Here is an 11,832-nt window from a genome sequence, read left to right as displayed (position 1 = left end):
GCGCGGTCAGGCCGCGCAGCGGGAAAGTGCCTAGAAGGTATAGCCGACCTGCGGGGTCTTGTTTTCGAGGGCGTCCAATAAGCGCACCAGCGGCTTGAGTTCCGTATAGCGGTTGGCGGTCTTGCGCACGTAGTCGAGCACGGTTGGCAGGTCGCCCATGTACAGATCCTTGCCGTCGCGGTAGTTCAGGCGCGCGAACAGGCCGAGGATTTTCAGGTGGCGCTGCAGGGCCGTGAATTCGAAATCGCGGTAGAAGGCGTCGATGTCGGGATTGACTGGCAAGCCCAGCTGCTTGGCGCGCTGCCAGTAGCGGATCACCCAGTCGAGCACCAGTTCTTCATCCCACTGGATGTAGGCGTCGCGCAGCAGCGAGGCGATGTCGTAGGTGACGGGGCCGAAGACGGCGTCCTGGAAATCGAGGATGCCGGGATTGGGGATGGAACCATCGTTGATGTGCATCAAATTGCGCGAATGGTAGTCGCGGTGCATGAATACTTGCTGCTGCGACAAGATATTCGCCGTGATGGCCTCGAAAACCTTGTCCAGCTGGGTCTGTTGCACATCCGTCAAGGTGGCGCCCAGATGCTTGCCGATAAACCATTCCGGGAACAGATTCATTTCGCGCAGGATGAAGGCGCGGTCGAATTCGGGCAAGACGTCGGGCTGGCTGGCCAGCTGGATTTTCATCAACGATTCCAGCGCTTCTGCGTACAGCACGCTGGCATTGTCGTGGTTCAGGGCGTCGAGATAGGTGGTCGTGCCCAGGTCGGACAGCAGCAGGAAGCCATGCTCCAGGTCTTGCGCGATGATCTCGGGCACGGACACGCTGGCGCCTTTCAGCAAACCGGCCACCTTGACAAAGGCGGGCACGTTTTCGCGCTCGGGCGGCGCATCCATGGCAATCAGTGTACTTCCTGGCAATGTTGTGTTGCCTGGCAGCACATCAAGACGGTAGTAGCGGCGGAAGCTGGCATCGCTGGAAGCGGGGCGGGCGGAGTCGGGTGCGACGAGGTTAAGCGAGGTCAACCAGGCTTTCAACAGGGTCAGGCGAGCGTCGGCCTGGGCCGGCGCGGTGGAGGAATTGGAAGAGAATGACATTAAGCGGCCTGTGGAATCGGGTTGATGATGCGTATTCCCATATAATAAGGGATTCAAATCAAAAAATCGCCTGTCAATGGTGCTTGCCCCTTCCAATTCATGAGCTGGTTTTCGGCCTCCCCCCCTTCGCAGCGCTGGGCTTTCGCCATCAGCGCGCTCGTCGCCGCCACGACGGTGCCTGTGCACGCCCAGAAAGCACCGCGTCCGGTGCATGTGGAAGATCCCGACGCGCCCACCGTCATGACGGCGAACAGCATGAACGGGCGCCCCGAAAGGGAGATCAATCTCGATAAAAATGTCGTGATTGAGCGCGGAAAAACCACAAAAATGACGGCCGATACAGCTTGTTACAAACAAGTTGAAGATCAGTTCGATGCCGAAGGCCATATCAAGATGTGGCGCTTCGGCGATTACTACACGGGTGACGTCCTGAAGCTGAACATGGAAACCGGCAAGGGTTTCCTGCTCAACCCGACGTATCGCTTCGAAGTGGGCGGCGGCCGGGGCAAGGCCGAGCGCGTCGACTTCATCAACCCCGACGAAGCCAATGTTATCGAAGGTACCTACAGTACCTGCGAAGGGCCGAATCCGGACTGGTACCTGAAATCGAGCACCTTGAACCTCGATACGGGCCGCGACGTGGGTACGGGCAGCAAGACCATCATCTATTTCAAGGACGTGCCGATCCTGGGCACGCCGGGCATCTCGTTTTCGCTGTCGGGCGCGCGCCGCTCGGGTTGGCTGGCGCCCACGCCGGGCTTTGCCTCGAAGAACGGTTTCGAGCTGCTGATGCCGTATTACCTGAACATCGCGCCGAACCGCGACCTGACGCTGTTGCCGCGCTACATACAGCGGCGCGGCATCCAGCTCGGTGCGACGGGCCGCTACATGGGCGAGACCGATGCCGGCTTGTACAGTGGTGAAACGTCGGTTGAGTTCTTGCCTAATGACAAGCAAACCAAGACCAACCGCTACATGATCAAGTCCAAGCACGAGCAGGCGCTGGCCAAGGACTGGACTTACAGCTGGGATCTGCGCGACGCATCGGACAATAATTATCCGAACGATTTTTCGAAAAACGTCGCCTCCGCCACCGAGCGCCAGTTGCTGCGCGAATTGCGCACCGATTACCGCACCGAGGACTGGAGCCTGACGGCGCGCGTGCAGAATTATCAGGTGCTGCAAGACCCCGATGCGGTTACCAACCCCAGCCTGACCGTCACGCGGCCGTATGACCGTTTGCCGGCGGTGAACTTCCACGCTGGTAAATATGACGTCTGGGGCGGTTTCGACTGGACCTTCGACGCGGAAGCGACGCGCTTCGCGCACCCGACGCTGGTGCAAGGGTCGCGCCTCGTGGTCGTGCCGCAAGTGAGTTTCCCCATCGTGCGTCCTGGCTACTTCATCACGCCCAAGCTGATGCTCAATGCCAGCGCGTATCAGCTCGACAACGATGCCAGGACCAAGGCCCTGTTTCCGGATACGTCGTTTACACGCGCCGTGCCCACTTTTTCGGTCGACAGCGGCCTGGTGTTCGAACGCGACACGAATCTGTTTGGCGCCAAGGGCGGTACGCAAACCCTGGAGCCGCGCCTGTTCTACGTCTATACGCCGTACCGCGACCAGTCGCAGTTTCCGAATTTCGATACGGCCGCCGGCACGTTCAACCTGACGCAGATCTTCACGGAAAACCGTTTTGTCGGAAGCGACCGTATCGCTGATGCCAACCAGGTCACGGCCGCTGTCGTTTCGCGCTTCTTGCAGTCGGACGGCACGGAGCGCATGCGTCTGACCTTCGGCCAGCGTTTCTACTTTGCCGACCAGCGCGTGCAGCTCAATTCGACCACGCCCGTCAACCAGTCGCGTTCGGATATCTTGCTGGCAGCAACGGGCCGCGTGTCGGAGACTTGGACCGTCGATAGTCTGGTGCAGTACAATCCCAGCGATCGCCAGTTGATGAGCTCGACGTACACCTTGCAATATCAGCCAGCTGCCAAAAAAGTATTGAACTTTAGTAACCGTTTTCAGCGTGGCAGCATACGCAATGCGGAAGTGTCGACGCAATGGCCATTGACGGACCGCTTGTATGGCGTGGGACGCATCAGTTACTCCCTGCTGGACCGGCGCATGCTGGAAAGCCTGGTCGGTCTGGAATACAAGGGCGACTGCTGGGTGTTCCGCATGGGCGCGCAGCGTTTCGTGACTTCGGCCAACAAGGCATCGACGCCGATTTTCTTCCAGCTGGAACTGACTGGGCTGTCGAATGGCCTGGGTCTGGGCACGAATGGGCTGGAAACATTTACCAAAACCATACCTGGCTACCAGGCACTGAGCCAGCCACTCCGTTAAGATAGGCACCGTTGCCGCCGCCGGTGTTCCCGGCGCTGGCACAAACCGGTTTTTTTATTCACCTGAACTCATGAGCGCTCTACACATTATGCGTAATGCCAGTATGCACCAACTCAAAATTGCAACGGTTTTGTTGTGCGCCATTTCCGGCGCCACGACCAGTAGTGTCTGGGCGCAACAGGCGGCACCAGCGCCTGCGAGCAAGCCCGCTGCCGCTGCGCCAGCACCGGTCAAGGGCTTCACTCCACCGGCCTCGAGCAGTGGACAGAGCATCGACTCCATCGCCGTCGTCGTCAATGACGATGTGATTACGCGCAATGAAGTGGCGGCCCGCATCAAGAGCGTGGAGCAGCGCATGAAGGCGCAGAATGTTCCCTTGCCCGATCCCGCCGACCTGCGTCGCCAATTGCTGGAGCGCATGATCGTTGAGCGCGCACAAATGCAGCTGGCCAAGGAAATGGGCGTGCGCGTGGATGACCTGACCCTGGACCGCGCGATTGGCCGTATTGCTGAACAGCAAAAGATGACGGTGCAAGAGCTGCGCAACCAGATGGAAAAAGAAGGCACGCCGTTTGCGACCTTCCGCGAAGAAATCCGCGATGAAATCATCATGCAGCGCTTGCGCGAGCATGAAGTCGACGCCAAGATCCAGATTTCCGATTCCGAAGTGGATAACTTCCTGGAAGCGGAAAAAGCGGCGGCCAGCGAACAGGTGGAGCTGAACCTGGCGCAGATTCTCGTGCGCATTCCGGAAAACTCCAGCCCTGAACAGATCGCCGCGCGCCGCGCGCGCGCCGAAGAAGTCAGCCGCCAGCTGCGCACGGGCGCCGATTTCGCCAAGATGGCCGCCACCTATTCCGACGCCAGCGATGCGCTGAGCGGCGGCGATATCGGCTGGCGCAATAGCGACCGCGTGCCGCCCCTGTTCACGGAGCAATTGCTGAAACTGAAGCCGGGCCAGATCACGCCCATCATCAAGAGCAACACCGGTTTCCATATTTTGAAACTGGTGGATCGCCGCAGCGCGGCCGAAGCGCAAGCCGTCGCTGCCGTGCAGCAGACGCATGCGCGCCATATCTTGCTGAAAATTACGCCGACCCTGTCGGCCGCGGAAGCCAAGCGCAAATTGGCCGAACTGAAAGAGCGTCTCGATAACAAGGCCGCCAAGTTCGAAGACCTGGCCCGCTTGTTCTCGAACGACGGTTCGGCCGCCAAGGGCGGCGACCTGGGCTGGCTGTATCCAGGCGACACCGTGCCGGAATTTGAAACGGCGATGAACGCGCTGAAACCGGGCCAGGTGAGCGAGCCGATCGAATCGAGCTTTGGCTTCCACCTGATCGAAGTGCTCGAACGCAAGAGCGACGACGTCTCGAAAGAGAAGCAGCGCAGCGCCGCACGCAACGCCTTGCGCGAACGCAAACTGGAAGAAGCGACGGAAAACTGGGCGCGCGAAGTGCGCGACCGTGCCTACGTCGAATTCCGCGCGGACGACCAGTAATGCTGCCGACTATTTGCGCATGAGTAACTTGCCTGTATCACGCCGCCCGGCCATCGCCATTACCTGTGGCGAACCGGCCGGTGTCGGCCCGGAAATCTCCATACGCGCGGCCTGGGCCATGCGCAATGAAGTCAACTGCATCTTGCTCGGTGACGCCGCCTTCCTGGCGCTGACGGCCAGCCTGATCGACCCGGAGATCCGCCTGGCGGCGCTGTCTCTGCAAGCCGTGCGCAACAGCGGCCTGCCGCATTTCGGCCCCGGCCGCCTGGCCGTGATCGATATCCCGACTGTCAACAATGTTACCCCTGGCGTGCTCGACAAGGAAAACGGGCGTTCCGTGCTCGCCACCCTGGACGCGGCGGTGGAAGGCATAGCAGCCGGCTGGTTTGGCGCCATGGTCACGGCGCCCTTGCAAAAGAGCACGATCAACGACGCCGGCGTGGCGTTTAGCGGTCACACGGAATACCTGGCAGAAAAAACCAACACAGCGCAAGTGGTGATGATGCTGGCCGGCGAACCGGGCCATGGCGAACCGACCCTGCGCGTGGCGCTGGCCACCACGCATCTGCCCTTGAAGGACGTGTCCGCTGCCATCACCGTGGACGGCCTGGCCGTCACCCTCGATATCATTCAGACGGACCTGCAACAGAAATTCGGCATCGCCGCGCCACGCATCCTCGTGACCGGCCTGAACCCGCATGCGGGCGAGGGTGGTTACCTGGGCCGCGAGGAAATCGATGTCATCGCCCCCGCGATTGCCGCGGCGCAAGCGCGCGGCATCGATGCGCGCGGACCGTACCCTGCCGACACCTTGTTCCAGCACAAATACCTGATGGATGCCGATTGCGTGCTGGCCATGTACCACGACCAGGGCTTGCCCGTGCTGAAATACGCGACTTTCGGGCGCGGCATCAATATCACGCTGGGCTTGCCGTTGATCCGCACCTCGGTCGACCATGGCACGGCGCTGGACCTGGCCGCGCAAGGGCTGGGCCTGGCCGATTGCCACAGCATGGAGCAGGCGTTGCAAACGGCGCTCGATATGCTGCGCGCCAGCACCCGCGCCTGATACCCACCGGTCTTACCCCGCTACACCGCCTCTAGAATAGAAAAACAGAATATGAAACACGTTGCCCGCAAACGCTTTGGCCAGAACTTCCTGCATGACCGCTTCGTCCTCGACGACATCACGGCCGCCATCGGGCCGCAGCCGGATGATGCCATGGTCGAGATCGGTCCCGGCCTGGGCGCCATGACGGAGCAGTTGCTGCGCCACCTGAAGCACATGCATGTGGTGGAACTGGACCGCGACCTGATCGTGCGCCTGGAAAAGACGTTTAATCCGGCCAAGCTGACGATCCACTCGGGCGACGCGCTGAAGTTTGATTTCGCGCAAATCCCCGTGCCGGCCGGCCAGAAGCTGCGCATCGTGGGCAACTTGCCATACAACATCTCCAGCCCGCTGCTGTTCCACCTGGCCGACTTCGCGCCGCTGGTGAAAGACCAGCATTTCATGTTGCAAAAGGAAGTCGTCGAACGCATGGTGGCCGAGCCGGGCAGCAAGGCGTATGGCCGCCTGTCCGTGATGCTGCAATGGCGCTACGACATGACCTTGATGTTCATCGTGCCGCCGACGGCCTTCGATCCGCCGCCGAAGGTGGAATCGGCCATCGTGCGCATGATCCCCGTGGCCGAGCGCCTGGCGTGCGACCAGGCGACGCTGGAAGCGGTCGTCATGAAGGCCTTCTCGCAACGCCGCAAGGTGATCCGCAACTGCCTGGCCGGCATGTTTACGGAAGAGCAGATCAAGGCGGCCGGCATCGACCCGACCCTGCGTCCGGAAACCGTGGGCCTGGAGCAGTATGTTGCTTTGGCGAATTTGCTGAAAGCCCCGGTTTAACTTAAAACCACTGATCGACCTGCTGCAAATCCTGCCGCAGCGCTGAAAAGCAATCATCGACATGGTGGTTGCGGCTGATTTCGTTGCGCCGCATCAAGGCGATCTTGCGCTTGCAGGTGGGCTGGCGCAGCGGCGCCACGTGCAAGTCTTCATCGTTGAGGAAGGTCGTGTACAGGCTGGGCATGATGCCCACGGCGATGCCGGCGCGTACCACGCCGTACAGCGATTCGCTGTGTATCATCTGATACAGGCTCGACGGGCTCAAGCCATGCTGGCGCAGCGCGCTCGAGGCGAACTCCCAGATGCTGCCCTTGGTAAACACGACGATTTCCTGGCCCGCCAATTGCTCCCAGCGCACTTCCTTCAGTGGCGCCAGCGCATGGCGTCCCGCCGTCACCAGCACCAGCTCGTCTTCGAACAGGCCCACGCTTTCCAGCGAGACGGAACCGGGTACCTCGATGCCCACGCAAAAGTCCAGCTGGCCCGAATGCAGCGCGTGCAGCAAGCCATCGTTGGGCATGTCCGACAGGACGATTTCCACTTCATCGCCATGCCGCTCGCTGTAGCGCGCCACCACCACGGCCGTCATCGCCATGGCGGACGGTATCGCGCCGATGCGGATGCGGTGGCGGCCGCTGCCGATGGCGCGCTGGATATCGGCAAAAGTATTGCTCGCCGTATTCAATAAATGCGTGGCGTAATCGAGCGCCAGCTTGCCCTCGCGCGTCAGTTCCAACTGGTGGGTTGTGCGGTTAAACAACTTTTTTCCCAGTTGATTTTCCAGCAGCTTGATCGACGCGCTGAGGGCCGGCTGGGTTACGCACAATTCCTGTGCAGCCTTGCTGAAGCTGTTTACCCGGGCTAGCGTGGCAAACGCTTGCAAATGTCGTAAGGAAATCTTCTTGCTCAGTTCATGCATGGGCGTTGCTTATTAGAAGAAGTAATGGATTTATAAAAATAAACAAATTTTCTTATCCCGCAATTTACCATATTCTGGACTGGTCTTTACTTGTCTTGAAAGCAACAATATTCAGGAGAAGCGCCTGGAATGCGGCGCCGGCACGTGCGGCGGCGCGTCAGGCAAGGGACGCATCAATACAATAATTCCAAAAAAACTCAGGGTGTATTCTTTTTAGGGTGGCGGCGATGAACAAATGGATGACGGGAACGATGGTGGTGGGTGGTTTGCTGGCGGCGCACGGCGCGGCGCAGGCGCAAAGCAGCGTGCAAGTGTATGGCTTGCTGTCGGCCGGTATCGGCTATGTGTCGGATGAGGGCAAGGGCAGCCGCACGCATGCGCTGAGCGGCACGAATCAGAATCCCCGCATCGGCTTCCGCGGCCAGGAAGACCTGGGCGACGGCACCAAGGCCGTCTTCGTGCTGGAAAACGGTTTTAACGTCATGACGGGCACGGCTGCGCAAAGCGGCCGCCTGTTCGGCCGCCAGTCGTATGTGGGCTTGTCCAGCAACGACAAGGGCACCCTGACCCTCGGGCGCCAGTATGAAGCCGTCAAGGACTTGCTGGGCCCCGTGGTCATCGCCAGTAACGGCGTGCATATCGGCGACAACGACAATGGCTACAACAACTTGCGCGTGCAAAATGCCGTCAAATATGTCAGCCCGAACATCAGCAACCTTTCGTTCACGGGCTTGTACGGCTTCAGCGAAAACCCGGAAGACTCGAACCGCAACCGCGTCTACAGCATGGGCGCCGGCTACAAGGTCGATGCCTTCAGCTGGGCCGTCGCCTATACGAAGATGGATCGTCCGAACAGCCCGGACGCGCCGAATGGCGCCATCGGCAATGACTATGGCAGCTCCTTGTTGATCTTCAACAAGAGCGCCGTCAAGGGCGCGGGCGTGGACAGCCAGGCCATCGCCGGCACGGGAGGCTTTTATAATGTGGGCAGGACCAAGTTTGGCGCGCTGTACACCAACGTGCGCTACCACTACCTGGATCAAAGCAATCTGACCTTGCAAAACGTGGACCTGAACGTGAACCACAAGCTGACGGAAGCGTTGAACCTGGGCGCTTCGTATTTCTATACCACCGGTAAATACGACGTGATCAACAAGACGCCGAAATGGCATCAGGTCAACTTCCAGGCCGATTACTTCCTGTCCAAGCGCACCGACGTCGCCGTCACCTGGAGCTACCAGAAAGCGGCCGGCGATGCGACGTTCGCGCGCGTGTTCGGCTTTGGCGCCTCGGCCGGCAAGACGCAAAGTGTCCTGATCGTCGGCATGCGACATTATTTCTGAGTCTGATACATCTTTACAGGCGCTGTCCCGCAGCGCCGTCCCCTGAAAGGAAGCATCTTGAAAAAGCACCTCATGTTGGCGTTGAGCCTAGGCTTGCTGGCCAACGCCGCCCACGCGGAAAAACGCGAGCTGGTCATTTCGGCCTATCCGATTGCCCAGCCCTTGTTCATGAAGTATGTGTACGAGCCGTTCAAGGCCAAATGCGGGTGCGACATCAAGGTGGAAACGGGGAATAATGCGGACCGCATCGCCAAGCTGGTGGTGCACGCCAAGAATCCGGTGATCGACCTGGTGCTGCTGTCCGATTCCGGCATGCTCGAAGCGGCGCAAAAGGGCGTGATCCAGCCCATGGATTACGCCAGGCTGAGCAATTACAAAGCGCTGTACGATGTGGCGAAAAATCCCATCGGCGGCAACTTTGCCGTCGGCTATACCTTGTACTCGGTGGGACTGGTGTACCGCAGCGACAAGATCGCCCCGCTGACGTCGTGGAAGGACCTGTGGCGCCCCGAACTGAAGGGCCGCGTGGCCTTCCCCGACGTGAGTACCACGCAGGGCCCGTTGATGCTGCGCATGGCCGATGCGGCCTGGGGCGGCAAGACGGACGACTACGCCACCGGTTTTGCCAAGATCGTCGGCATGAAGGGCAACGTCGTCACGTTCTCGAAAAACAGCGCGCAGCTGGCTGCCTTGTTCGCCCAGGATGAAATCTGGGCCGCGCCCGTGGCGCGCTTCACGTGGTCGCAAATGCTCAAGACGGGCCTGCCCCTGAAATGGAGCATCCCGGCCGAAGGCCAGGCAGCTGGCATTAACGTGATGGGCATCGTCGCCGGTTCGAAGAATGCGGACCTGGCCTACCAGCTGATGGATTTCTGGCTGTCCAAGGAAGTGCAGACGCAGCTGGCGACCAACCTGGTCGACTCGCCCGTCAACAAGGACGTGCGCCTGTCGGTGGCGGCCGCGCAATTCAATACCTATGGCGCCGACCAGATCAATTCGCTGAAGTTCGTCAAGCCGGAAACCATCCTCAAGCAGCGCAGCAACTGGATGACGCAGTGGAACAAGGCCATGAGCAAATAGTGGTGACGAGGAGAAAACACCATGTTTGCTGATCCAAAAAAGCGCCTGGGACTGCTGCTGGTCCTGCCGGCGCTGATCTTTATCGTCGTCTGCTTCCTGCTGCCCGTGCTGGCCTTGCTGGTCGACGCCTTCCGCGTCGGCGACGGCATGCAGTGGGGCGTTGACCGCTTCATCGACTTCTTTTCGCAGGAATTCAACCGCACCATCTTTTGGCGCACCCTGCGCATCGCCGCGCTGGTGACCCTGGCGTCCATCATCCTCGGCTATCCGGCCGCGCAAGCCGTGGCGCGCGTATCGCCGAAGTGGCGCGGGCTGGTCGTCGGCATGATGATCTTGCCGCTGATGGTCTCGCCGATTGCGCGTACCTATGCGTGGATCGTGCTGCTGGGCCGTAACGGCGCCCTCAACGCGGCGCTCGTCAACATGGGTTTGACGGACGAGCCGCTGCGTTTGCTGTTCAGCGAGTTCGCCGTGTTTGTCGGCTTGCTGCAGTTGCTGCTGCCGCTGATGCTGATGTCCTTGGCCGGCGCGCTGGAAAACCTGCCGCGTGACGTGGAACCGGCGGCGGCCACCCTGGGCGCCAATCCCTGGCAAGTGTTTTGCAAGGTCACCCTGCCGCTGACGCAGGAAGGCCTGGTGGTCGGCGGCACCCTGGTGTTTACGGGTTGCGTGACGGCCTATGTGACGCCGGCCCTGCTGGGCGGCACCAAGGTGCTGATGCTGGAAACGCTGCTGTACCAGAAGGTCAGCGTGGAAAGCGATTTCGGCGCGGCGAATGTCATCGCCGTCATCCTCGTCTGCATGACCCTGCTGGTGAATGCCGGCCTTAAACGTATTTCCTCGAGCCGGAGTTCCGTATGAAAGAAAGCCTGTTTTCACGTGCCGTCCTGTGGCTGGTGTTTTTGTTCCTGCTGGGGCCTTTCGCCATCGTCGTGCTGGCCGGCTTTTCCGGCGGCGAAACGCTGGCGTTCCCGCCCGAGTCGTATTCGCTGCGCTGGATTCTGGAAGTATGGTCGGCGCCCGAGTTCCGCCGCGCCTTCCAGACCAGCCTGGAAATCGGCCTGATCGCCACCGTCATCGCGCTGCTGCTGGGCATACCCGTCGCATATGCGTTTTCGCGCATGCCGCCGCCTGGCATCGGCGCCATCCGGCAAATCCTGACGTCGCCGCTGATCATTCCCGCCATCCTGGTCGGTCTGGGCTTGCTGCACCACCTGGTGCTGACGATTAACGCGCCCGTCTACGTGGGCCTGCTGATCGGCCATATCGCGCTGCTGATTCCGTATTCGGTGCGCGTCGTGTACGCCAGCCTGGTCAATTTGCGCGTGGATATCGAGGATGCCGCCATCACGCTGGGCGCGTCGCGCCTGCGGGCGTTTTTCATGATCGTGCTGCCGAATATCCGCAACGCCGTGATCGCCGCCTTCTTCCTCGCCTTCGTCACCTCGTTCAACCAGGTGCCCGTGTCGCTGTTCCTCACGGGTCCCGGCATCAGCACCTTGCCCATCGAGATGCTGGGCCATATGGAAAACAGCTTCGATCCGTCGATCGCTGCCCTGTCGACCTTGCTGGTCTTGTTCACCATGGCCTTCGTGATGGTGACCGAGAAGGTGCTGGGCATTTCTAAATACATGTAAGAGGCAAC

10 protein-coding genes are annotated in these 11,832 nt (G+C 60.4%); 8 read left to right on the top strand and 2 right to left on the bottom strand.

The genetic code is table 11. The features are described 5' to 3' along the window. Positions 1-30: 30 nt before the first annotated feature. Positions 31-1,098, bottom strand: a complete 1,068-nt coding sequence (locus CLU91_RS14480; protein WP_100874729.1) for an aminoglycoside phosphotransferase family protein — start codon at positions 1,096-1,098, stop codon at positions 31-33. A gap of 99 nt (positions 1,099-1,197) precedes the next feature. On the opposite strand from CLU91_RS14480, the gene CLU91_RS14475 reads away from it, so the two are divergent. The 4 genes from CLU91_RS14475 (at position 1,198) to rsmA (ending at position 6,845) form a co-directional block, all read left to right on the top strand. Next, positions 1,198-3,447, top strand: a complete 2,250-nt coding sequence (locus CLU91_RS14475) for an LPS-assembly protein LptD (RefSeq protein WP_100874728.1) — start codon at positions 1,198-1,200, stop codon at positions 3,445-3,447. Between the two features lie 88 nt (positions 3,448-3,535). Next, the gene (locus CLU91_RS14470; protein WP_100874727.1) at positions 3,536-4,945 is read left to right on the top strand and encodes a peptidylprolyl isomerase; all 1,410 of its coding nucleotides are present in this window, start codon (positions 3,536-3,538) and stop codon (positions 4,943-4,945) included. A gap of 19 nt (positions 4,946-4,964) precedes the next feature. After that, positions 4,965-6,014 carry a 4-hydroxythreonine-4-phosphate dehydrogenase PdxA gene (pdxA, locus tag CLU91_RS14465; RefSeq protein ID WP_100874726.1) on the top strand — a complete coding sequence of 350 codons (1,050 nt, stop codon included), beginning with the start codon at positions 4,965-4,967 and terminating at the stop codon, positions 6,012-6,014. 51 nt (positions 6,015-6,065) lie between these two features. Beyond that, the gene (gene rsmA / locus CLU91_RS14460) at positions 6,066-6,845 is read left to right on the top strand and encodes a 16S rRNA (adenine(1518)-N(6)/adenine(1519)-N(6))-dimethyltransferase RsmA (RefSeq protein WP_100874725.1); all 780 of its coding nucleotides are present in this window, start codon (positions 6,066-6,068) and stop codon (positions 6,843-6,845) included. A gap of 1 nt (position 6,846) precedes the next feature. Here rsmA and CLU91_RS14455 read toward each other — a convergent pair whose 3' ends face one another. Next, positions 6,847-7,764: a LysR family transcriptional regulator gene (locus CLU91_RS14455; protein ID WP_100874724.1), complete on the bottom strand. Its 918-nt coding sequence runs from the start codon at positions 7,762-7,764 to the stop codon at positions 6,847-6,849. Between the two features lie 227 nt (positions 7,765-7,991). Between CLU91_RS14455 and CLU91_RS14450 the strand changes: the two genes are divergently transcribed. Genes CLU91_RS14450 through CLU91_RS14435 form a run of 4 tightly spaced genes read left to right on the top strand, consistent with a single transcriptional unit; the run spans position 7,992 to position 11,824 of the window. Beyond that, positions 7,992-9,107, top strand: a complete 1,116-nt coding sequence (locus tag CLU91_RS14450) for a porin (protein ID WP_232730754.1) — start codon at positions 7,992-7,994, stop codon at positions 9,105-9,107. Positions 9,108-9,164: 57 nt separating this feature from the next. Further along, a complete protein-coding gene (locus tag CLU91_RS14445) occupies positions 9,165-10,187 on the top strand; it encodes an ABC transporter substrate-binding protein (RefSeq protein WP_232730753.1) in 1,023 nt (340 codons plus the stop codon). Positions 10,188-10,208: 21 nt separating this feature from the next. Beyond that, positions 10,209-11,048 (top strand): ABC transporter permease, encoded by an 840-nt coding sequence (locus tag CLU91_RS14440; protein ID WP_100874721.1) that lies wholly within the window; start codon positions 10,209-10,211, stop codon positions 11,046-11,048. Next, positions 11,045-11,824: an ABC transporter permease gene (locus CLU91_RS14435; RefSeq protein ID WP_035822719.1), complete on the top strand. Its 780-nt coding sequence runs from the start codon at positions 11,045-11,047 to the stop codon at positions 11,822-11,824. The genes CLU91_RS14440 and CLU91_RS14435 overlap by 4 nt, the downstream gene beginning before the upstream one ends. The last annotated feature ends 8 nt before the right edge of the window (positions 11,825-11,832 follow it).

The sequence above is a fragment of the Janthinobacterium sp. 64 genome, from assembly GCF_002813325.1.
In the GTDB taxonomy this organism is placed as follows: Bacteria; Pseudomonadota; Gammaproteobacteria; order Burkholderiales; family Burkholderiaceae_D; genus Janthinobacterium.
The sequence above is the reverse complement of the archived record's forward strand: the minus strand, read 5'-3'. Positions and strand labels throughout refer to the sequence as shown.

Bases quoted from the DNA above. Each gene is read 5' to 3' on its own strand.
- CLU91_RS14480 (WP_100874729.1), bottom strand. From the start codon at position 1,098: ATGTCATTCTCTTCCAATTCCTCCACCGCGCCGGCCCAGGCCGACGCT.
- CLU91_RS14475 (WP_100874728.1), top strand. From the start codon at position 1,198: ATGAGCTGGTTTTCGGCCTCCCCCCCTTCGCAGCGCTGGGCTTTCGCC.
- CLU91_RS14470 (WP_100874727.1), top strand. From the start codon at position 3,536: ATGCGTAATGCCAGTATGCACCAACTCAAAATTGCAACGGTTTTGTTG.
- pdxA (WP_100874726.1), top strand. From the start codon at position 4,965: ATGAGTAACTTGCCTGTATCACGCCGCCCGGCCATCGCCATTACCTGT.
- rsmA (WP_100874725.1), top strand. From the start codon at position 6,066: ATGAAACACGTTGCCCGCAAACGCTTTGGCCAGAACTTCCTGCATGAC.
- CLU91_RS14455 (WP_100874724.1), bottom strand. From the start codon at position 7,764: ATGCATGAACTGAGCAAGAAGATTTCCTTACGACATTTGCAAGCGTTT.
- CLU91_RS14450 (WP_232730754.1), top strand. From the start codon at position 7,992: ATGAACAAATGGATGACGGGAACGATGGTGGTGGGTGGTTTGCTGGCG.
- CLU91_RS14440 (WP_100874721.1), top strand. From the start codon at position 10,209: ATGTTTGCTGATCCAAAAAAGCGCCTGGGACTGCTGCTGGTCCTGCCG.
- CLU91_RS14435 (WP_035822719.1), top strand. From the start codon at position 11,045: ATGAAAGAAAGCCTGTTTTCACGTGCCGTCCTGTGGCTGGTGTTTTTG.